Source organism: Sulfitobacter sp. HGT1, assembly GCF_013282155.1.
In the GTDB taxonomy this organism is placed as follows: Bacteria; Pseudomonadota; Alphaproteobacteria; order Rhodobacterales; family Rhodobacteraceae; genus Sulfitobacter.
This window is the reverse complement of record NZ_BLWI01000012.1, coordinates 244,913-265,844: the sequence shown is the minus strand read 5'-3', so window position 1 is coordinate 265,844 and position 20,932 is coordinate 244,913. Positions and strand designations below refer to the sequence as shown.

The following is a 20,932-nucleotide window of genomic DNA, read 5'->3' as shown; positions in this document are numbered from 1 at the left end:
GGTAAGTTCCATGCGCAGTGTTCATTTTTAGCTGCGTCAAAACATTTCAGAATGGGTGCCCGCGCCGCCTGTTATGCAGGTGTTGCGGGCTTTTTCGACCGATTACTCGTCGTTGGCCTCGCGCGGTGGGCGGCCGATCACGTCACGCAGGTCTTCCAATTCGATAAAGTTGTCCACCTGGCGGCGCAAATCGTCCGAGATCATCGGCGGCTGGCTGCGGATGGTGCTGACAACAGACACGCGCACACCTTGGCGCTGCAAGCTTTCAACCAGTGGACGGAAGTCGCCATCACCCGAGAAGATAACGATGTGGTCCAGATGTGGCGCAAGTTCCATCGCGTCTACAGCCAGTTCGATGTCCATGTTGCCTTTGACTTTGCGGCGGCCCATGCTGTCTGTGTATTCTTTCGCGGGCTTGGTCACCATGGTGAAGCCGTTGTAATTCAGCCAATCGACCAAGGGACGGATCGGGGAATATTCTTCGTTTTCAAGCAAGGCTGTATAATAAAACGCGCGCAACAGCTTGCCGCGGCGCATAAATTCAGTCCGTAGCAGTTTGTAGTCGATATCGAAGCCAAGGCTTTTTGCGGCCGCATAAAGATTTGAACCATCAATGAATAATGCTAGTCGCTCGTCTTTATAAAACATCAGATGTCCTTAGAAATAAACTTGAGAAGAAATATCCTCAAAACAAGATACCATAAACTACGGGTTTTTTGCCTGAAAACAATATTACCCTAAAAGCACCCCTAACAATTTTTGAGGAGGCAGCAAGTGGGAAACAACCATGAAACAAGCCAAAACACCGCGCAGAATCTGAAAACTGCTTTGGTTGCCTTGGGAAGCAATCAATCATCGGTTGAGGGTGGTCCGGCAGAGACGATCTTGAGGGCTATTCAAATTATGGAATGTAAAGGGTTTAAAATCCAGGCAGCAAGCCGGATGTATGTAAACCCTGCTTTTCCGGCCGGATCGGGACCGGAGTATACTAACGCAGTGGTTGCAATTTCCACAAATCTGGCTTGCGACGAAATTCTTGAGATTTTGCATGAGATCGAGGCCGAGTTGGGCCGCGAACGGGATGTCCGGTGGGGGTCACGTACTGTTGATCTGGACCTTCTGGCGGTCGAGGCGCTCGTCTTGCCGGATGTGCAGATGCAGAATCACTGGCGTGCCCTGCCGCTTCCCGATCAGATGCGCCAAGCCCCCGAGCAGTTGATACTTCCGCATCCCCGCCTCCAAGACAGGGCTTTTGTGCTGGTTCCTATGGCCGAAATCACGCCGGACTGGCTGCATCCGACACTAAAAAAGACTGTTTTGCAGATGTTGAATGACCTGCCACAACAAGATAGGGATGAAGTCAGACCGACTGAATAAGCCCTTGTAAATCTCGCAAAGGGCTTCTAAATAGTCGGCTTCTTGCAGCATTCATGATTGGAGCATCCTATGGCCCGCGTCACCGTTGAAGATTGTGTGGACAAAGTTCCAAACCGGTTCGAGCTTGTTATGCTTGCTGCGCACCGTGCCCGTGAAATTGCAGCAGGTTCGCCTGTTACAGTTGACCGTGACAATGATAAAAACCCTGTCGTTTCCTTGCGCGAAATCGCTGATGAAACGCAGTCTGCCGACGATCTGCGCGAGCGTCTGATCGAAAGCAACCAGAACCAGATCGAAGTCGACGAGCCCGAAGAAGACGCAATGGCGTTGTTGATGGGTGCCGAGCAAGACAAGCCGGAAGAAGACAGCATGTCAGAAGAAATGCTGCTGCGGCAGTTGATGGCAGCGCAAGGGCAGGGCTAAGACCCGCGCCCTTCGGGGCAATGAGGCAGAACAGGCATGAACACCGCCGACATTACGGCTGACGATCTTGTTGCGCTTGTCCGCGCCTATAACCCTAAATCCAACGAAAAGCATATTCGTCTCGCCTATGACTATGGCGAGAAGATGCACCAGGGGCAGTTCCGTCATTCAGGCGAGCCCTATTTCACGCATCCCGTGTCTGTTGCCGCCATTTTGACGGAACAGCAGCTGGACGATGCCACGATCATCACCGCATTGCTGCATGACACCATCGAAGACACCAAGGCATCTTATGCCGAGGTGGAAAAAATCTTTGGGCGTGACGTTGCCGAGCTGGTGGATGGCGTTACCAAGCTGACAAACCTGCAGCTTAATTCGACCGAAACCAAGCAGGCCGAGAATTTCCGCAAGCTGTTTATGGCGATGTCCAAAGACCTTCGGGTGATCTTGGTCAAGCTGGCGGACCGTTTGCACAACATGCGCACGATCAAATCGATGCGCCCTGACAAACAGCTTCAAAAGGCCCGCGAAACCATGGATATTTATGCGCCGCTAGCGGGCCGCATGGGTATGCAATGGATGCGCGAAGAGCTGGAGGATCTAGCCTTTCGCGTCTTGAACCCCGAGGGGCGGCAGTCGATCATCCGCCGCTTTATTACGTTGCAGCGCGAAACAGGTGATGTGATCCAGCGGATTACCGGCGACATGCGCCAGGAGCTTGAGAAGGCGGGGATCGAGGCCGAGGTCTTTGGTCGCGCCAAAAAGCCGTATTCGATCTGGCGCAAGATGCAGGAGAAAGACCAGTCGTTTTCGCGGCTGTCCGACATCTATGGGTTTCGCGTGATCACCACATCTGATGATGAATGCTATCGGGCACTTGGTGTCATCCATCGACGCTGGCGGGCGGTGCCGGGCCGGTTCAAGGATTACATCAGCCAGCCCAAAACCAACGGCTACCGGTCGATCCATGCCACGGTTTCCGGGCGTGACGGCAAACGGGTCGAAGTCCAGATCAGAACGCGCCAGATGCATGACGTGGCCGAAACCGGCGTGGCCGCGCATTGGTCGTATCGGGATGGTGTCCGCTCGCGGAACCCCTTTGCCGTTGATCCGGTGAAATGGGTCGCCCAACTGACCGAGCAACTGGATTCCGAGGAAGATCACGAAGATTTCCTCGAGGCGGTCAAGCTTGAGATGTACGCGGATCAGGTGTTCTGTTTCACGCCCAAGGGCGAAGTGGTCAAACTGCCCCGTGGCGCGACGCCGATTGATTTTGCCTATGCGATCCACACGCGGATCGGGTCTGCCTGTGTCGGGGCCAAGATTGACGGGATGCGGGTACCGTTGTGGACGCGGGTGAAAAACGGTCAATCCATTGAAATCATTACGGCCCAAGGTCAAACCCCGCAGGTCACATGGCTGGATATCGCAACCACTGGCAAGGCAAAGACCGCGATCCGCCGGTCCCTGCGCGAGGTAGACCGCGCGCGGTTTGTCAGCCTTGGCGGCGAATTGGCGCGCTCTGCCTTCGAGCAGATTTCCAAACGTGCCACTGACAAGGTGCTGCGCACTGCGGCGCGTAACCTGCGGCTGTCCAGCCCCGAAGAATTGCTGGCCCAGCTGGGGTCGGCGCATTTGACGGGCAGCGAAGTCGTGCAGGCTGTTTACCCGCATTTGCAGCCAAAGCCCGGCGAGCAGGTCGACCAGAAACGTGCGGTTGTGGGTCTGCAACCGGGGCAATCCTATGACCGGGCCTCGTGCTGTCAGCCGCTGCCGGGGGAACGGATCGTCGGCATCACCTATCGTGGCAAAGGTGTCACGATCCACTCGATTGATTGCGAACGTCTGTCGGCTTACGAGGATCAGCCGGAACGCTGGCTGGATCTGCGGTGGCACGAGGGCCCGCACCCTGCGGCCTACGGCGCGACCCTTGATTTGACCATCGGCAATGGCGCAGGCGTTTTGGGGCGGATCTGCACCTTGATCGGTCAGTCGGGGGCCAATATCTCTAATCTAGAATTTTTGGATCGCAAACCTGACTTTTACCGGTTGCTGATCTACGTAGAACTGCGAGACATTGCGCATTTGCATTCGTTGATGCCGACCCTAGAAGCTGAAAGCGAAGTTGCCGAGATCAGCAGGCACAGAAACATGAAAGCTTTGAAGGCTAACGAGAAAGACGCTTGAGCGCACGCAGTTTGCCAGACCCAAGGACGATGAGTTGATTTTTAAACGTCGCGATCCAAAACCCGCATTACGCGCCATGGCTGAGTTCATGTGGCCGCGTGGTGGTTGGACGCGCGCGTTTCATTACGTCAAGCATCGGATGCGGCGGTTGCCCGACACGCCGGAACGTATCGCACGGGGCATTTGGGCGGGTGTTTTTACAACCTTCACGCCGTTTTACGGAATGCATTTCATCGTGGCCGCACTGGTGGCGCGCGTGATGCGGGGCAACATTCTGGCAGCCTTGATGGGGACATTCTTTGGCAACCCGTTGACCTATGTGCCGATTGGGTTGTCGTCATTGTCGATGGGGCACTGGATCTTGGGGTCACCGATGGTCCGGGGGGAGCACCGGTCGTTCGGGGGCAAATTCATTGATGCAGGCCATGATCTATTCGCCAACTTCGTGGCGTTTTTCACCGGTCGCGAGATGGATTGGTCGGGGCTGACGGTGTTCTGGCATCAGGTGTTCTATCCCTACCTGATCGGTGGCATTTTGCCCGGTATCATCTGTGCGACGATTGCGTATTATTTGTCAGTGCCCTTGCTGCGCGCCTATCAAAAACGCCGCAAAGGCGTGATCAAGGCCAAGTTCGAGGCGCTCAAGAAAAAAGCTGCGGCCAAGGCCGAGGCGAAACGAATTGCAGAGCAGACGGCTCAGAAGGGGAAAGATCATGGCAGCGCAAGGTAAGCTGAGACTTGGGGTCAACATCGACCATGTCGCCACGGTAAGAAACGCGCGCGGCGGGGCATATCCCGATCCGTTGCGCGCTGCCCGCGCCGCGCAGGAAGCCGGTGCAGATGGCATTACCGCACATCTGCGCGAAGACCGACGCCACATCACCGACGCCGATATCGAAGGGTTGCTGGATGTTCTGACCGTCCCGCTGAATTTCGAGATGGCCGCCACGGATGAAATGCAGGCAATCGCGCTGCGTCACAAGCCACATGCGGTGTGCATTGTGCCCGAAAAGCGGGAAGAACGCACAACCGAAGGCGGGCTGGAAGTTGCGCGCGAAGAGAACAGGCTGGCGCATTTCATCGCTCCGCTGCGCGAGGCAGGTTGCCGCGTCAGCATCTTTATTGCCGCCGACCAGCGCCAGATCGAAGCCGCAAACCGCATCGGTGCCGAAGTGATCGAACTGCACACCGGGGCCTATTGCGACGCTTTCGCGGAAGGGCATTGGGCCGAGGCGCAAAAGGAACTGCAAAAGCTGGAGGAAATGGCCAAGTTCGGGCATGATCTGGGGCTGGAAATTCATGCCGGACACGGTCTGACCTACGATACCGTGTCACCCGTTGCCGCATTCCCCGAGGTGCAAGAACTGAACATCGGTCACTTCCTGATCGGCGAGGCGATCTTTCTTGGGATTGGTCCGGCCATCGTGGAAATGCGCCGGCTGATGGACGACGCGCGTGACGGGTAAGCCTGAGGCATGATCCTTGGTATCGGCACTGATTTGGCAAACATAGAACGCATCCAAGGGACGCTGGACCGTTTCGGCGACCGGTTTCGCGACCGTGTGTTCACGCCTGTCGAACAGCAAAAGGCAGAGCGGCGGCGCGATGTTGCGGGGACCTATGCCAAGCGTTGGGCGGCAAAGGAAGCCTGTTCAAAGGCGCTTGGTACCGGGTTACGCATGGGGATCGCGTGGAAAGACATGGCCGTCAGTAACCTGCGCACCGGGCAACCGGTGATGGAGGTTACAGGTTGGGCGGCAGAGCGTCTGGCGGAAATGACCCCCGCCGGTCACGAGGCGATCATTCATGTAACTTTAACCGACGATCACCCCTGGGCGCAGGCCTTTGTGGTGATTGAAGCACGTCCGGTCGCGTTAACGGCTGGATAACCTGTATTTACGGGCCGAACAGGGGCTCATGGCGGGTGCCATCGCTTGACTTGGCGCTGTCCTGCCCGCATGTAACCCGAAACGGATCATCAGGAGCGCCAGCATGGCTGCTAAGGAAAATACCGGCAACGCCTTTGTCGAAACCATCAAAACAATCGTCTATGCGCTGCTGATTGCAGGGGTGTTTCGCACGCTGTTTTTCCAGCCTTTCTGGATTCCGTCCGGGTCGATGAAAGAGACGCTTTTGATCGGTGATTTTCTGTTCGTGAACAAGATGGCCTATGGCTATTCCTATGCCTCCTGCCCCAGCATTATCGTGCCCCGTTTCGGCATCCAGGTCGATGCAAAAGACATTTGCGGTGTCTTTGACGGCGACAACACGCGGCTGTTCGCATCCGAGCCGGAGCGGGGCGATGTGGTCGTGTTCCGCCACCCCGTATCCGGGCGCGACTATATCAAACGCTTGATCGGTCTTCCGGGTGAAAAGGTTCAGATTACAAACGGTGTGATCAGCATCAACGGCACCGCGGTCGAGCTGCGCGATGACGGCGGGTTTGAGGAAGTCATGACACGCCAGGGCCCGCAGGGTATGCGGCCGCGTTGTGAAAACGGCGCTGTGGGTGAGGGCGGGATTTGTGTCAAATCGCGTCAGATCGAAACGCTGCCCAACGGTGTGTCCCACCCCATTTTGAATATCGGCAATCAAGCATCCGATAACACAGGCATCTATACCGTCCCCGAAGGGCACTATTTCTTTATGGGTGACAACCGCGACAACTCGGCCGATAGCCGTTTGGCGCAACAAGCGGGCGGTGTTGGTTTTGTCCCGTTCGAAAACCTGATCGGGCGCGCCGACCGGATTATGTTCAGCTCGGGCGGACGGTCCATGCTGTTCTTCTGGACATGGCGCAGCGACCGTTTTTTCAAAGCGATCAAGTGAAGTTAAGTGCGGATCTGAAGGCCTTTGAGGGCCGCATCGGGCATAAGTTCGCCAAGCCCGAGTTGCTGAATCGCGCGGTCACGCATGCGTCTATGTCGTCGGCCAACCGCGATGACAACCAACGGCTCGAGTTTTTGGGCGACCGTGTGCTGGGGCTGGTCATGGCCGAAGCCTTGCTTGAACTGGACCCCGGTGCGACCGAAGGGCAGCTTGCGCCCCGGTTTAACGCATTGGTGCGCAAGGAAACTTGTGCCGATGTTGCGCGCGAAATCGACATGGGGGCGGTGCTCAAGCTGGGGCGGTCCGAAATGCTGTCGGGGGGGCGTCGCAAGCAAGCCTTGCTGGGCGATGCAATTGAGGCGATAATCGCGGCTGTCTATATGGATGGCGGGTTTGAACCGGCGAAAAAGCTGATTCTGCGGTTATGGGGCGATCGGGTCCAGACCGTAAAGCAGGATGCCCGCGATGCGAAAACGGCGTTGCAGGAATGGGCCCAAGCCCGCGGATACCCGCCGCCATCCTATGTGCAGATTGACCGTCAGGGGCCAGATCACGCGCCCGTCTTTACGATATCTGCACAAGTTGAAAATGGGGCCAGCGCACAAGCGACTGCGCCCTCGAAACGTCAGGCTGAACAGGCCGCTGCCAAATTGCTTTTGACGAAACTGGAGAAGAACTCATGACCACCCGCGCTGGCTTTGTCGCCCTGATCGGTGAGCCCAATGCGGGCAAATCAACGCTGCTGAACCGGATGGTTGGCGCGAAAGTGTCAATCGTGACCCATAAGGTGCAGACCACCCGTGCCCGCATCCGGGGTGTTGCGATGGAAGGGGACAGCCAGTTGGTGTTCGTCGACACCCCCGGCCTGTTCCAGCCGCGCCGCCGTTTGGACCGCGCAATGGTCGCAGCCGCCTGGGGCGGTGCCGCGGATGCCGATATCGTTGTGCTGCTGATCGAGGCAAACCGCGGTCTGACCGAAGGCGTCGAGCGCATTCTTGAAGGGCTGGAGGGTATTGCAGAAGGCCGTAAAGTCGCCTTGGCGATCAACAAGATTGACCGAGTCGATGCACCGGTTCTGCTGGGCCTCAGCAAAGAGATGAACGAACGGTTTCCATTTGTTGAAACCTTTATGATTTCGGCTGAGCGCGGTCATGGCATCGATACGCTGCGCGAATGGCTGGCGGGCGAACTGCCCGAGGGGCCATGGCTGTACCCGGAAGACCAGATTGCCGATCTGCCCATGCGGATGATCGCCGCTGAAATGACCCGCGAAAAACTGACGCTGCGTTTGCATCAGGAATTGCCGTATCAGATCACGGTCGAAACCGAGAATTGGGAAGAACGCAAAGACGGTAGCGCGCGGATTGACCAGCTGATCTATGTTGTCCGGGACGGCCACAAAGGCATCGTTCTGGGTGCCAAGGGCGAGACGATCAAATCCGTCAGCAAGGCAGCCCGCGCGGAGCTGGAAGAGTTTCTGGGCCGCAAGGTGCATCTGTTCTTGCAGGTCAAAGTGCGGCCGAACTGGCTGGACGATGCAGAACGCTATACCGAGATGGGGCTGGAGTTTAAGGACGGCAATGTCTGATTGCCGGGCTAAACGGCCCTGCGGGGCGGATTTTTTTCCATTTGGAATTGGGGCTGGCGCATGGCGCGGCTGACGGCGCGTTTCTGGGTCGACGCCTATTTGGCGCGGCTTCGGGTCTATGATATTCCGGCGTTTGTTGTGGCACATGGCGATGACACGGGCGGTGCCGTTTTGGTGAAGCTTGCCACGCTTGATGGCAAGGCTGTGCTGTTTCACAGAAGCTTTGATCTGATGACCGGCGAACGTGCCTGGGTTGAGATGGCCCACGGCGCTGAGGCCGAGGTTGATGCGTCAATTGGAAGGCAGCGCGGTTTTGACCCAGATCTTTGGGTGATTGAAGTTGAGGACCGGCAAGGGCGGCATTTGTTATTTGACGAGGGGCTGAGCTGATGGAGTGGCGCGATCAGGGGATATTGCTGAGCGCGCGGCGACATGGGGAAACCTCGGCGATCATCGAGGTTTTCACCCCGACCCAAGGACGTCATGCAGGGATTGTGCGGGGCGGGACCAGTCGTAAGATTGCACCGATCTTGCAGCCCGGTGCCCAGTTGGATGTCGCCTGGCGCGCGCGGCTAGAAGACCATATCGGTGCATTTACGGTTGAGCCTGTACGCAGCCGCGCGGTGTCGGCCATGCAAGACCGGTTGAGCCTTGCGGGGCTGAACACCGTCACTGCATTGTTGGCATTCTGCCTGCCGGAACGCGAGCCACACCCGCCTTTGTATCACCGCACGCAAGCATTGCTGGATCTGCTGGATCAGGGGGAACTCTGGCCGCTCGCCTATCTGCAATGGGAGTTGAGCCTGCTTGAGGAGCTGGGTTACGGGCTGGATCTGGCGACCTGTGCCGTAACAGGTGCGACCGAGGGGCTGGTGTTTGTGTCGCCCAAGTCGGGCAGGGCCGTGACGCAGGAAGGCGCAGGGGAATGGGCGGATAAGATGTTGCCCCTGCCGCCGGTTTTGCGGGGGGAGGGGGAGGCCACAGACGACGAGATCGCGTTGGGGTTCAAGACGACAGGGTATTTTCTGGAGCATCGTCTTGCCCGCGACCTGGGCGGCAAACCCCTGCCGGAGGCGCGCGGGCGTTTTATCGACGCGTTCAGTCGGCAGCGTTGAAGACCATGGTTAACCCATCAGGGTTTGACAGGATCAGGGTGTTGCCAAGGACTTCGGACAGGGATGCCGCCGACAGGCTGTCAAAGAACAGCGTTTCCTGGTCAAAGGCGGGGCAGGTCATTTTGGTCGAGATCAGTTCCGTGACCTCGAACCAGGGATATGGAACATTCAGGGTCGCGGCGAAATGATTGCAGGGGCCTTGGCCCGCGATTTTGTTTCTGTCGGGAAATGTGAGGGTTGCGGTGTCTGGAAAGGCCGCGCCGTTCAGTTCGACCAACTGCCATGTCTTGTCAGCCGCCCCGTAGCTGCGCAGGGTTTGATCGCCCTCGCAGGCGCTGAGGAGTGCAAAGGGTAGGCCGAGTGCTGCGGTACGAAACATGGCTATTCGCGGTTGGGTGGCTGCCCGATACGACAGTCTATCGGGCAGCCATTGGTTAACCAAGCAGGCGACGCGCGATGACCTGCGCCTGAATTTCTGCAGCACCTTCAAAGATATTCAGGATACGCGCATCACACAGAACGCGGCTGATCTTGTATTCCAGAGCAAAACCGTTGCCGCCATGAATCTGCAAGCCGTTATCGGCTGCGGCCCATGCAACCCGTGCGCCCAGCAGTTTCGCCATGCCGGCTTCTACGTCACAGCGGCGGCCTTCGTCTTTTTCGAATGCCGAGAAATAGGTCAGCTGACGGGCGATCATGATTTCCACCGCCATCATCGCCAGCTTCGACGAAACGCGAGGGAAGTTGATCAGGGATTTGCCAAACTGCTTGCGGTCGATCGCGTATTGCATGGCAATATCCAGCGCAGATTGGGCAACGCCGATCGCACGGGCAGCGGTTTGGATGCGCGCCGATTCAAAGGTTTCCATCAGCTGTTTAAAGCCTTTGCCTTCCTCGCCGCCCAACAGGTTTTCGCCTTTTACCTGAAAGCCGTCGAATGCCAGTTCATATTCTTTCATGCCGCGATAGCCCAAGACTTCGATCTCGCCGCCGGTCATGCCATCGGTAGGGAAGGGGTTGGCATCGTCGCCGGGCGTTTTTTCGGCCAGAAACATCGACAGGCCTTTGTAATCTGTCGTGTCGGGGTCAGTGCGCGCCAGCAGCGTCATCACATGGGTCCGCGCAGCGTGGGTGATCCAGGTCTTGTTTCCGGTGATGGTATAGTTTTCGCCATCTTTAACGGCACGGGTCCGTAGGGAGCCAAGATCCGAGCCGGTGTTGGGTTCGGTGAACACGGCAGTGGGCAGGGTTTCAGCGCTGGAAATCCGTGGCAGCCATTTGGCTTTTTGTTCGTCCGTACCGCCAGCGATGATCAGCTCAGCCGCGATTTCAGAGCGGGTGGCGAGCGATCCGACACCGATATAGCCACGCGAAAGTTCTTCTGACACGACACACATGGATGCTTTGGACAGGCCGAAACCGCCGTATTCTTCGGGAATGGTGAGGCCGAACACGCCCATCTCGGCCAGTTCGTTGATGATTTCGATGGGGATCAGTTCGTCCTTGAGGTGCCATTCATGGGCAAAGGGTTCAACTTTGTCGACGGCATAGCGGCGGAACTGCTCGCGAATCATCTCGAGCTCTTCGTCCAGACCGGAGCGGCCGACCATGATATTCGCCGAGTGTTCCTGCATCAGATCGACCAAGCGGGTGCGGGCGGCTTGGGTGTTGCCGTTTTGCGTGAGTTTCTGGATTGCCGGGTTCATCAGGCCGCGCTGTGCATCCTGGCCCAGGCCCATATCCTGAAGGCGCAGAATCTCGCCCTGGTTCATCTGGATGCCGCCAAAGATCTGCCACAGGTATTCACCGAACGCGATCTGGTGGATCAACTGTTCGGTTTCGCCGAAGTGCCCGTCAGCAGACAGTTTTTTTGCCCAGAGATGCATCTGGTTCAGGGATTGCGCATATGTCGCGAGCCATGCCAGGCCATGCGCAGCGGTCTGGTTCGCCTCGACCAGTGCGTTTGAAACACGTCCATCAACGGATACCATTTTGCGCACGGACGCTTTGGCTTGTTCAAGAATTTCATCAACGGGGGCCAATGCCTGGCCTGTCAGTTCAAGAAGGTCATCGAGTATGATCTGCGAGCCCATCATCAAGTCTTGTCCATCATGCGCCATTTCATAGAGTCCTTTTCCAGCTTGCGAGGGGGATACTCCTTTCGCAGGTGCAGCACAATAAAGATACGTTTCAATGCGTCAATTTGGTTGAAAATTGCGCGATGAATTTTTCGTGCGTTCGCTAATACAGCTGATATGAGAGCATTATGGATATATTTTTTGCATTTCTGACACCGCAGCAGATGGTATTTGCCTTTGGTATCGCGCTTGTGGCGGGGTTTATTAAGGGGGTCGTGGGATTCGCGATGCCTTTGGTCCTGATTTCCGGTCTTACCCTCTTTTTGCCGCCAGAGCTGGCGTTGGCAGGGCTGATATTCCCGACCGTGGCCACAAACCTGTTTCAGGCATTGCGGCAGGGGGTGCAGGCGGCCTGGGCATCTACACGGATGTTTAAGGTGTTCCTGATATCCGGGGGAATAATGCTGGTGTTATCTGCACAAATGGTACGTTTTTTGCCAACGCAGGTGATGGTACTGGTGATCGGGGTGCCGATTACGCTGTTTGCCCTTTGGCAGCTCAGCGGGCGGTCATTCACGCTTGCGCAGCGATCAACCAAGGTTGAGGTGCTTGTCGGCGGTTTTGCCGGTGCTGTGGGCGGTGTGTCGGGTGTATGGGGGCCACCAACGGTCGCATATCTGACGGCGCTTGGCACAGCAAAGCAAGATCAGATGCGGGTTCAGGGGGTTATTTACGGGCTTGGCGCGGTTGCACTGTTGTTTGCGCATTTCGGATCAGGCGTCTTGCGGTCCGAGACCGTCCCGTTTTCAATCGCCATGATCGTGCCTGCACTTGCCGGAATGTGGCTCGGCAGCCAGATCATGGATCGAATCGATCAGGCGTCGTTTCGCAAAGCGACGCTTGTCATTCTTTTAATTGCCGGCGTGAACTTGGTGCGCCGGGGCCTGATGGGCTGACGCGCTAGCCTTGGCGCGCAACGGTGACGCCGGAAACGTCTTCGATGAATGTCACGATACGCGATTTGACGGCGTCATCCTTGATCGATGCCAATGCGCTTACGATTTCAACGCTCGGATCGCTTTTGGGCGCATCATTTGTGTTATCGTGCAGACCTTCGAAAAAGTACGATGGTGCAACGTCTAAAATAAGAGACAGTTCAAAAAGACGGCTGGCAGCAACGCGGTTTGATCCGATTTCATATTTTTGGATTTGCTGGAAAGACAGATTAAGCTGCTTGGCAACATCTGTCTGAGATAGGCGACGTAGGGTGCGGATTTGCTTCAGCTTTTTTCCTACGTGGACATCTACGGGATGGGACATATTCACTAATACCTCTGGTTGTCGTTACTTATTCATCGCTAGAACTCGTATTCCGATCAATTGGGTAGTTTCGTTCAATTTGTGGTTATCAATTCACCCTGTATGTGTTATCTATAAGACATTAACGTATTATTAATTTACCATAGAGCCATCATGAATAAAGAATCAACAATCGCAGCTCCGGAAAGCCAGCGCGTGAAAGCGCCTGCCTTGCTGTACGAAATGATCCGGTCCTTCGTCACCTTGGCTGATACGCTCAACCTCAGTCAGGCGGTTTTACAGCTGGAAAGTACCCGCCAAACAGTCAGGCGGCACATCAGTCTTTTGGAGGAATTGACGGGTCGTCAATTGTTCATTGTCAATGACCGAAGGTACGAAATTACCTCTGAAGGCAATGAAATGCTTGAAGACGCTCGCGATTTGATTGCCAGATCAAGAAACTGGCTGGAGGGAAGCACAACCCAAATCGGCCACCTTCAGCGCGTTTCAAAAAATGTCGGACAAGAATGGTATTTCCACCAGCAGCAAAATCCGCTTAGCGATATTTTCGACTCCAAAGCGCCCCTTCTGCGAGAATCCTTGAGAGGTTGGACCTTAGCAGGCGGGTATCTTGAACACGAAGCAATGGCGCATGTGCGACCATATTTCATCGTGTACCGACCGACGCAAGCGGGCTGGATTTCCGTGGAGTTTGGCGAAGAATCATTCTACGTAAAATGGTTTGGTTTGACCAAGGCGCGGAGCAGCATTGGTCGGTCAATCGGAAAAATGCCCGGAGGGGAGGACTTTGCATCGCTGATAGAGCAGCCTTACACAGAGGTGCTGCATACGCGCAGTGTTCGATTGGACCACATATCAACCGTTGTTCCTAGAGAGGAAGATGGGGAATTAATTCCCATTAGTTATAAACGGCTTATGATGGCAGGTAGATTTCCTGACGGATCATTTGCATTGATCGCTGTCGTTCAGCCCGATCGAAACGTGAATATATCCGGTATCGAAAATATTGATTTGGATGACTTCCCTCAGGAGGTGAATTCGACATTTTCCACAAATTTAGCAAAATACGAGCAGAAGAAATAAAATTGCGCTAACCTTGGCAGAGATGAGTCTGCAAAGGAACCAGCTATGTCGATCCAAATGATGAATGAGGGCGCGCATTTTCTCGCCTCAAGCCAAGACATTTTGCTTCAAAACCGTATTTCTGTATCTGTAGGAACTGATTTTAAGGCCTATTCAAAAATCCTCGAGGAAGAGCGCCCCCAGCAGGTGATTGGCGCACCTTTTGATCCAACTTTGCACAACTTGAACGAGGGCAATGCGTTCTGGCTGGTCGCCCGGGACGATACTGGCACCCTCATGCATACGCAGGCCGCAAAGACATTGAGAATGAAGGGGCGGGCGCTAAGCCAATACATGTTGCAGGGCTTTCGTGAATTTCCACCAGCAATACCCGACCTTGACTTGGATCGGTCGCGTTATCGTGCTGGCCCTGGGGCGCACCGCATTCGTGGTACGGTCGTCTACCATGGTGAAGTCTGGATGGGCGGCGATGCGAATAGATATCGTGGTACGGGCCTCTCTACCGTTTTGGCGCGCTATGGAATGATGGTCGCAATGGATCGCTGGCAGCCGGACTATCTATTTGGCTTCATGGCAAAGGCGGTGGCGTATAAGGGCTTTGCTGAGCGCATGGGCTATATGCATAACGAGCCTGGAAGTTTACGCTGGTATCGTAAAGGAAATGATACCCCGCTTGAAGGATTTCTCAGTTATCTTAGCAACGAAGACATTCGCTTCTTGTTAGAAATGCCGTTGCAGGAAATCGAGGCACTGGCCGCCTGATCCAACAAAAAAGAGCCGCAGAAATCTGCGGCTCTTTTTTGTTTCTCATCGCCTGACGATCAACCGATTGCGGCGGCTTTCACGTCTTCGTCGATGTAAGGCATATATTGTTCAAAGTTCTCCGAGAACATTTTGACCAGCTTCGCGGCCTGGCGATCGTACGACTCAGGGTTGTCCCATGTGCGACGTGGGTCCAGCAAGATGTCGGCAACGCCGTTCACCGATACGGGGACCTGAAAGCCGAAATTCGCGTCTTTGCGGTACTCTACATCTGCCATCGCGCCCTCAAGGGCCGCTGTCAAAAGCGCGCGTGTCGCCTTGATTGGCATACGGCTGCCCGTGCCATAAGCGCCGCCGGTCCAGCCGGTGTTCACCAGCCAGCATGTCGCGCCATGGGTTGCGATTTTTTCGCGCAGCAGGTTGCCATATACCTCGGGGCGGCGGGGCATGAACGGTGCGCCAAAGCAGGTGGAGAATGTTGGCTCGGGCTCGGTTACGCCGCGCTCGGTGCCCGCGACTTTGGAGGTGAACCCGGACAAGAAGTGGTACATCGCCTGTGCAGGTGTCAGCCGTGCGATGGGGGGCAGGACGCCGAATGCATCGCAGGTCAGCATGATGATATTCTTGGGATGACCGCCCGTCGCCTTGGCCGATGCATTGGAGATATAGTGCAGCGGATAGGCGCAGCGCATGTTTGCGGTCAGTGAATCATCGTCAAAGTCGAGCTCTTTGGTCTCTTCGTCAAAGATCATGTTTTCGATCACGGTGGCGAATTTTTCGGTCGTGGCGTAAATCTCGGGCTCTGCTTCACGGCTCAGGTTGATGGTCTTGGCGTAACATCCCCCTTCAAAGTTGAACGTGCCGTTGTTTGACCAGCCGTGTTCGTCGTCGCCGATCAGGGTGCGGCCCGGGTCGGCGGAAAGGGTGGTTTTGCCCGTTCCCGACAAACCAAAGAACACAGCCGTATCGACCGGGTTGCCTGTGGCGTGGTTGGCCGAGCAGTGCATTGGCATGATGCCTTTTTCCGGCAACAGATAGTTCAGCAGGGTAAAGACGGATTTTTTGTTTTCGCCCGCGTATTCAGTGCCGCCGATCAGGATCAGCTTTTTGTCAAAGTTCATCGCGATCACGGTTTCGGACCGGCAGTCATGCTTGGCGGGATCGGCCGAGAAACTGGGGCAGTTGATGACAGTAAAGTCAGCGATGAAGTCGTTCAGCGCCTCCCGCTCGGGGCGGCGCAGCATGTGGCGGATAAACAGGCCGTGCCAGGCCAGCTCGGTTACCATCCGCACGTTGATTGCGTGTTTCGGGTCAGCGCCGCCTACCAGATCCTGCACAAAGTAATCGCGGCCCTGCATGTGGGCCAGCATGTCTTTGTGCAACGCGTCAAACCCTTCGGGTGACATTGCGGCGTTGTTTTCCCACCAGATCGTATCGGCAACGCTGTCGGTTTTTACGACATGTTTATCCTTGGGGGACCGGCCTGTGAACTTTCCGGTTGTGACCAGAAACGCGCCACCTTTGCCCAATGTCCCCTCGTCGCGCTTGAGCGCGGCTTCCACCAGCGCAGGTTCGATCATGTTGTAATAGACATTACCTAGCCCGCTCATGCCTTGGTCTTCGAGGCGGAATTGCGGATTTACGCGGCCTAATGTCATGTGATGTCTCCTGTAGCTGCGTCGGGATTTGACGCCAGTTAGTGCACAAAATGCTTGGTCTGATCGACCGTAGGGGCCTCTTAGCACGTCAATTTACAATATGAACAGGCGGCTTTGACGCAGTTAGCGCCATCATCCCCTTCTTTGTGAGCCGGCCGCCAAAACGAGCGGGTTTACGCAAAGGCATGTTTTGCATTTATGACACATCAAGTGCGGCAATTTAGTCATTCCTAACTAAATTATGGCGGAATTAGGGCCGGAAGCTGGGGTGATTCGCAGTTTGGGATTGATTCGGCGCTGCAAATTGATGATCAGTAAAAGAAAAAATGATAATTGAGCAGTATAAGGAAACAGGCGATGTCCAGAATTGCATTGGTGGATGACGACAGGAATATCCTGACGTCAGTTTCGATGACTCTAGAAGCCGAAGGTTTCGAGGTAGAAACCTATAACGATGGTCAGGCCGCGCTGGACGCTTTCAACAAGAAGCTTCCGGACATGGCGGTACTGGATATCAAGATGCCCCGGATGGATGGCATGGATTTGTTGCAGCGGTTGCGCCAGAAGACGGCAATGCCGGTGATTTTCCTGACATCCAAAGATGACGAGATCGACGAGGTGCTTGGTCTGCGCATGGGGGCCGACGACTATGTCAAAAAACCCTTTAGCCAAAGACTGTTAGTTGAACGCATCCGCGCGCTTCTGCGTCGCCAGGAAGCCGTTGAGACGAATGAAGTCGGCGATACCGAAGAGACCAAGGTTATCGACCGCGGCGATCTGCGGATGGACCCGCTTCGCCATGCGGTCAGCTGGAAGGGTAACGACGTTTCCTTGACGGTTACCGAATTCCTGCTGTTGCAGGCCTTGGCGCAGCGTCCGGGATTTGTGAAATCGCGCGATCAGTTGATGGATGTGGCCTATGACGATCAGGTTTACGTCGACGACCGCACCATCGATAGCCACATCAAACGCCTGCGCAAGAAGATGCGCACCGCCGACGACTCGTTCTCGGCGATTGAGACGCTTTACGGTATCGGCTACAGATATAACGAGGATTGATCTGAAGCATGGCGATTGCCGAGAGGAATTTTGTGCGAGACACGGCCACCAATGTTCGGGACGGCGATGTTGTGCTGGGCGACGATTGGGTCGCCCCGGACAAAACCGCGACCGATGAATTGCGTAGTCACCGTGCACGTCGGGGGCTGTTTTCTTTGCGGGGGTCGCCGCTTACGCGCAAAATCATTACATTTAACCTCATTGCGTTGAATGTTCTGGTTGCGGGTATCTTGTACCTCAACTCCTCTCGCGACAGCCTTGCGGTCCAACGGGGCGCGTCCCTGGTATCCGAAGCGGAACTGATCGCGGATATCTTCGAGGCGCAGTTGCCGGCAGATGGGATTGTCGATCTGGCGACGAATGCCCCCGTTGATACGGCCGCGAGCCTTGAGCGGCTGGACCTGCGCAGTGGCATCGAAGTATTCGTTTATGCCCCTGACGGCAGCCTTTTGGCGCGGTCTGAAGGGCGTTCGCCCAAGGCGGCAGGCGGCCAGCCCAGAAAAACGCTTTTGACGGACGGGCTGAGCTGGCTTTGGTCAAAGGTATCTCATCCGTTTGGTGAGAGCGCACCTGCCGACGTCTTGTTGATTGAGGATCAGTTGAAGGCGATGGTCGCAGGATCGCTTGGCAGCGGAACACAAATTCATAACAATATTGATGCAGTGGGCGGCACTTTGTTTACCGTGACCACGCCAATTTCGCAAAACGGCGTGCCAATTGGCGTCGTTGCTGTCACCTCTGCTGCCGGTGAAATCGACAAGCTTGTCCACGGCGAACGCGAACGCGTGCTGCAAATGTTCGTGATCGCGACTCTCGTTTCTATCGGTCTCAGCCTTGTGTTGGCCTCGACGATCGCCAATCCGCTGGCCGATCTGGCTGCGGCGGCCGAACTGGGTCGTGACAAAGATGCGCGGAAAATGAACCCCGGCCGCATCCGCATTCCCGATCTGACCGCCCGCCCTGATGAAATCGGCAGGCTCTCTGGCGCATTGCGCGGGATGGTATCGGCGCTTTATAACCGAATTGACGGCAACGAACAGTTTGCGGCTGATGTGGCGCATGAAATTAAAAATCCGCTCGCGTCCTTGCGTTCTGCTGTTGGGACGCTGCGATTGATCAAGCGCGAAGACCAGCGCGACAAGCTTCTGGATGTTATCGACCACGATGTGCGGCGGCTTGACCGGTTGGTCAGCGACATTTCAAACGCGTCGCGTTTGGACAGTGAATTGGTCAAAGAAGAGGAAGAACCGTTCGATCTCCTCTCGATGATTGGTAATCTGGCGCAATATCTGGGCGAGGATGCTCGAAAGAAAGGCATCGATTTCATCACGGATCTGCCCAGTGAGCCGATCATCGTCCATGGGCTGGAGGCTCGGCTGGCCCAGGTGTTCGTTAACCTGATTACCAACGCTGCATCCTTTTGCGAGGATGGTGACGCGATCCGTGTTTGGGCGCGCAAGCGTGAAAACCGTGTCCTTGTCGTTGTCGAAGACACAGGTCCCGGTATCCCCGATCAGGCCCTGTCCAAGATCTTCAAACGGTTTTATTCCCAGCGGCCCGACGAACATTTCGGCAATAACTCGGGCCTTGGCCTGGCTATCTCAAAACAGATCGTCGAGGCACATGGCGGTGTTATCTGGGCTGAAAACATTCGTCCAACCGAGGCAGATATCACGTCAGAGCCGCTTGGCGCGCGCTTTGTCGTAGGCTTGCCCATCTAAGACGTGGCTGACCTGCCCACAGATGAACAGACTATTCACGCGACAACGGTGAGCCTTGATGGCCGTGGGCTTATCATTTTGGGGCCTTCCGGTTCCGGGAAATCCGCGCTGGCGTTGCAACTTTTGGCACTGGGCGCTGTCTTGGTCTCTGATGACCAAACAAGGCTGACACTGACGCCGCAAGGTTTGATCGCGAATTGCCCGCCCACGATTGCTGGCATGATTGAAGCAAGGGGTGTGGGAATTCTGACCGTGCCTTTTGACCGTGACGTCCCAATCTGTCTGGCTGTTGATATGGGGCGCAATGAACAAGAGCGGCTCCCCGAGCCTCACCGGATAGAGCTGATCGGGCATAGCTTGCCGTGTTTACACAAAATTGATGGGCCACAGTTCGCAGCGGCCCTTTTACTCTTCCTCAAGAATATGCAACCACAGCGCAATGAGTGATCCCATCAAAAAAATCAGACGCGTTGTTTTGGTGACCGGACCTGCGGGTGCCGGCCGTTCCTCTACCCTTAACGTTCTTGAGGACGCAGGTTTTGAGGTGATTGATAACATTCCTTTGCGGATGTTGTTGGCCTTGCTTGATGCGCCCGACCAGATACGACCAATGGCTTTGGGAATTGATCCCAGAAATCGCGATTTCTCGACCGATACGGTAAACGACGTCATCGCCAAGATGCGTGCGCGCCCAGAGATACAGGTGGAACTGCTGTATCTGGATTGCGCGACACATGTGTTGCTGCAACGCTTTTCGGAAACCCGAAGGCGTCATCCGTTAGCCCTGTCGGATGCACCCTCTGAAGGGATCAGGATTGAAAAAGAGCTCCTTGCGGCGGTACGTGCCCAGGCCGATATCCTGATCAATACAAGCGATCTCAACATTCACCAGCTTCGCGAAGAAGTCGAACATTGGTTCGCGGCTGGCGGGTCCCACCACCTGAGTGTTTCCGTTCAATCCTTTTCTTACAAACGGGGCCTGCCGCGCAGCGTCGATATGGTCTTTGATTGCCGGTTTCTGCGAAACCCCTTTTGGGAGCCGAGACTGAGGGGCTTGAATGGCACGGACGAGGCTGTTCAGGCCTACGTCAAGCAAGACCCGCTGTATCAGACTTTCGCGAAACAGGTCCTCGACCTAAGCCTTTTGATTTTGCCCGCTTGCAAGTCAGAAGGGAAATCCCACATGTCAATCGCGTTTGGGTGTACGGGCGGGCAACATCGTTCGGTGACTTTGGCCGAAGCCCACGCTTTCAGTCTTGCGGAAGCGGGCTGGCAGGTGTCAATTAGGCACCGCGAACTGGATCAGAAAAAGCGGGAAGAGACGGCGCGTTGATAGGGATTGTAATCGTAGCACATGGGGGGCTGGCCAAAGAATACTTGGCCGCGATCGAACATGTCGTTGGGTCCCAAAATGGTGTCCGCGCGATCTCGATTGCCGCAGATCATGACCGGGCAGCGAAAGAGCAGGAAATCTGCGAAGCCGCCAACGCGGTCGACACAGGCGACGGGGTTGTGGTCGTGACGGATCTGTTCGGCGGGTCCCCCTCCAACCTCAGTTTGATGGCCTGTCGCCCGGATGACCGGCGCATTATCTATGGTGCCAATTTGCCGATGCTGATCAAGCTGGCCAAATCACGCGACCTCGATGTTCCCGAAGCGGTGCGCGCAGCGCTTGCTGCGGGTCGAAAATATATTGACAGCCAAAATGTCAGTGCAGGATAGCAAGGCCCCG

The 20,932-nt window shown here is 55.8% G+C and carries 24 protein-coding genes; 19 read left to right on the top strand and 5 right to left on the bottom strand.

All coding sequences use genetic code 11. From position 1 onward, the window contains the following. Positions 1 to 102: 102 nt before the first annotated feature. The gene (locus tag HGT1_RS14755; protein ID WP_176250708.1) at positions 103 to 648 is read right to left on the bottom strand and encodes an NYN domain-containing protein; all 546 of its coding nucleotides are present in this window, start codon (positions 646 to 648) and stop codon (positions 103 to 105) included. A 126-nt stretch (positions 649 to 774) separates the two neighbouring features. Here HGT1_RS14755 and folK point away from each other — a divergent pair, with 126 nt between their 5' ends. From folK to recO, 11 genes are all read left to right on the top strand, one after another. Next, a complete protein-coding gene (folK, locus tag HGT1_RS14750; protein ID WP_255200216.1) occupies positions 775 to 1,377 on the top strand; it encodes a 2-amino-4-hydroxy-6-hydroxymethyldihydropteridine diphosphokinase in 603 nt (200 codons plus the stop codon). Between the two features lie 69 nt (positions 1,378 to 1,446). Next, positions 1,447 to 1,800 (top strand): DNA-directed RNA polymerase subunit omega, encoded by a 354-nt coding sequence (rpoZ, locus tag HGT1_RS14745; protein WP_093731733.1) that lies wholly within the window; start codon positions 1,447 to 1,449, stop codon positions 1,798 to 1,800. A 36-nt stretch (positions 1,801 to 1,836) separates the two neighbouring features. Further along, positions 1,837 to 3,987, top strand: a complete 2,151-nt coding sequence (locus HGT1_RS14740) for a bifunctional (p)ppGpp synthetase/guanosine-3',5'-bis(diphosphate) 3'-pyrophosphohydrolase (protein ID WP_176250707.1) — start codon at positions 1,837 to 1,839, stop codon at positions 3,985 to 3,987. Between the two features lie 34 nt (positions 3,988 to 4,021). Then, on the top strand, positions 4,022 to 4,717 hold the full coding sequence (locus HGT1_RS14735; protein WP_176250706.1) for a DUF2062 domain-containing protein: 696 nt from the start codon (positions 4,022 to 4,024) through the stop codon (positions 4,715 to 4,717). Beyond that, positions 4,701 to 5,453, top strand: coding sequence for a pyridoxine 5'-phosphate synthase (locus HGT1_RS14730; protein WP_176250705.1), 753 nt, complete (start codon positions 4,701 to 4,703; stop codon positions 5,451 to 5,453). Before HGT1_RS14735 ends, HGT1_RS14730 begins: the two co-directional genes overlap by 17 nt. 9 nt (positions 5,454 to 5,462) lie before the next feature. Next, the gene (acpS, locus tag HGT1_RS14725) at positions 5,463 to 5,876 is read left to right on the top strand and encodes a holo-ACP synthase (RefSeq protein WP_176250704.1); all 414 of its coding nucleotides are present in this window, start codon (positions 5,463 to 5,465) and stop codon (positions 5,874 to 5,876) included. A 103-nt stretch (positions 5,877 to 5,979) separates the two neighbouring features. Further along, positions 5,980 to 6,816 carry a signal peptidase I gene (lepB, locus tag HGT1_RS14720; RefSeq protein ID WP_176250703.1) on the top strand — a complete coding sequence of 279 codons (837 nt, stop codon included), beginning with the start codon at positions 5,980 to 5,982 and terminating at the stop codon, positions 6,814 to 6,816. After that, complete coding sequence (rnc, locus tag HGT1_RS14715) at positions 6,813 to 7,499, top strand: ribonuclease III (RefSeq protein WP_176250702.1); 687 nt, start codon at positions 6,813 to 6,815, stop codon at positions 7,497 to 7,499. The genes lepB and rnc overlap by 4 nt, the downstream gene beginning before the upstream one ends. Next, the gene (gene era / locus HGT1_RS14710) at positions 7,496 to 8,404 is read left to right on the top strand and encodes a GTPase Era (RefSeq protein WP_176250701.1); all 909 of its coding nucleotides are present in this window, start codon (positions 7,496 to 7,498) and stop codon (positions 8,402 to 8,404) included. The genes rnc and era overlap by 4 nt, the downstream gene beginning before the upstream one ends. 60 nt (positions 8,405 to 8,464) lie before the next feature. Next, entirely contained in the window at positions 8,465 to 8,794 is a 330-nt protein-coding gene (locus tag HGT1_RS14705) for a DUF1491 family protein (protein WP_176250700.1), read from the top strand. Then, a complete protein-coding gene (gene recO, locus HGT1_RS14700) occupies positions 8,794 to 9,519 on the top strand; it encodes a DNA repair protein RecO (RefSeq protein ID WP_176250699.1) in 726 nt (241 codons plus the stop codon). Before HGT1_RS14705 ends, recO begins: the two co-directional genes overlap by 1 nt. Here the strand turns inward: recO and HGT1_RS14695 are convergent. Continuing rightward, positions 9,503 to 9,898, bottom strand: coding sequence for an META domain-containing protein (locus tag HGT1_RS14695; protein ID WP_176250698.1), 396 nt, complete (start codon positions 9,896 to 9,898; stop codon positions 9,503 to 9,505). The two genes, recO and HGT1_RS14695, sit on opposite strands and share 17 nt — an antisense overlap. Positions 9,899 to 9,953: 55 nt before the next feature. After that, positions 9,954 to 11,639 carry an acyl-CoA dehydrogenase family protein gene (locus HGT1_RS14690; RefSeq protein WP_176250697.1) on the bottom strand — a complete coding sequence of 562 codons (1,686 nt, stop codon included), beginning with the start codon at positions 11,637 to 11,639 and terminating at the stop codon, positions 9,954 to 9,956. A 146-nt stretch (positions 11,640 to 11,785) separates the two neighbouring features. Between HGT1_RS14690 and HGT1_RS14685 the strand changes: the two genes are divergently transcribed. Continuing rightward, positions 11,786 to 12,553: a sulfite exporter TauE/SafE family protein gene (locus HGT1_RS14685; protein WP_176250696.1), complete on the top strand. Its 768-nt coding sequence runs from the start codon at positions 11,786 to 11,788 to the stop codon at positions 12,551 to 12,553. Between the two features lie 4 nt (positions 12,554 to 12,557). Here HGT1_RS14685 and HGT1_RS14680 read toward each other — a convergent pair whose 3' ends face one another. Continuing rightward, the gene (locus HGT1_RS14680; RefSeq protein ID WP_176250695.1) at positions 12,558 to 12,917 is read right to left on the bottom strand and encodes a helix-turn-helix domain-containing protein; all 360 of its coding nucleotides are present in this window, start codon (positions 12,915 to 12,917) and stop codon (positions 12,558 to 12,560) included. A gap of 153 nt (positions 12,918 to 13,070) precedes the next feature. On the opposite strand from HGT1_RS14680, the gene HGT1_RS14675 reads away from it, so the two are divergent. Both HGT1_RS14675 and HGT1_RS14670 read left to right on the top strand, forming a co-directional pair. Continuing rightward, the gene (locus HGT1_RS14675) at positions 13,071 to 14,000 is read left to right on the top strand and encodes a LysR family transcriptional regulator (RefSeq protein WP_255200215.1); all 930 of its coding nucleotides are present in this window, start codon (positions 13,071 to 13,073) and stop codon (positions 13,998 to 14,000) included. Between the two features lie 45 nt (positions 14,001 to 14,045). Beyond that, complete coding sequence (locus tag HGT1_RS14670; protein WP_176250694.1) at positions 14,046 to 14,762, top strand: hypothetical protein; 717 nt, start codon at positions 14,046 to 14,048, stop codon at positions 14,760 to 14,762. Positions 14,763 to 14,821: 59 nt separating this feature from the next. Here HGT1_RS14670 and HGT1_RS14665 read toward each other — a convergent pair whose 3' ends face one another. Beyond that, positions 14,822 to 16,420, bottom strand: coding sequence for a phosphoenolpyruvate carboxykinase (locus HGT1_RS14665; RefSeq protein WP_176250693.1), 1,599 nt, complete (start codon positions 16,418 to 16,420; stop codon positions 14,822 to 14,824). A 357-nt stretch (positions 16,421 to 16,777) separates the two neighbouring features. Between HGT1_RS14665 and HGT1_RS14660 the strand changes: the two genes are divergently transcribed. The 5 genes from HGT1_RS14660 to HGT1_RS14640 are packed head-to-tail and all read left to right on the top strand — an operon-like array spanning position 16,778 to position 20,922. Continuing rightward, positions 16,778 to 17,479 carry a response regulator transcription factor gene (locus HGT1_RS14660; RefSeq protein ID WP_176250692.1) on the top strand — a complete coding sequence of 234 codons (702 nt, stop codon included), beginning with the start codon at positions 16,778 to 16,780 and terminating at the stop codon, positions 17,477 to 17,479. A gap of 8 nt (positions 17,480 to 17,487) precedes the next feature. Continuing rightward, positions 17,488 to 19,200, top strand: coding sequence for a sensor histidine kinase (locus tag HGT1_RS14655; protein WP_176250691.1), 1,713 nt, complete (start codon positions 17,488 to 17,490; stop codon positions 19,198 to 19,200). A gap of 3 nt (positions 19,201 to 19,203) precedes the next feature. Continuing rightward, positions 19,204 to 19,647, top strand: coding sequence for an HPr kinase/phosphorylase (locus HGT1_RS14650; protein WP_255200214.1), 444 nt, complete (start codon positions 19,204 to 19,206; stop codon positions 19,645 to 19,647). Continuing rightward, the gene (rapZ, locus tag HGT1_RS14645) at positions 19,640 to 20,533 is read left to right on the top strand and encodes an RNase adapter RapZ (RefSeq protein ID WP_176250690.1); all 894 of its coding nucleotides are present in this window, start codon (positions 19,640 to 19,642) and stop codon (positions 20,531 to 20,533) included. The genes HGT1_RS14650 and rapZ overlap by 8 nt, the downstream gene beginning before the upstream one ends. Continuing rightward, entirely contained in the window at positions 20,530 to 20,922 is a 393-nt protein-coding gene (locus tag HGT1_RS14640; RefSeq protein WP_176250689.1) for a PTS sugar transporter subunit IIA, read from the top strand. The genes rapZ and HGT1_RS14640 overlap by 4 nt, the downstream gene beginning before the upstream one ends. The last annotated feature ends 10 nt before the right edge of the window (positions 20,923 to 20,932 follow it).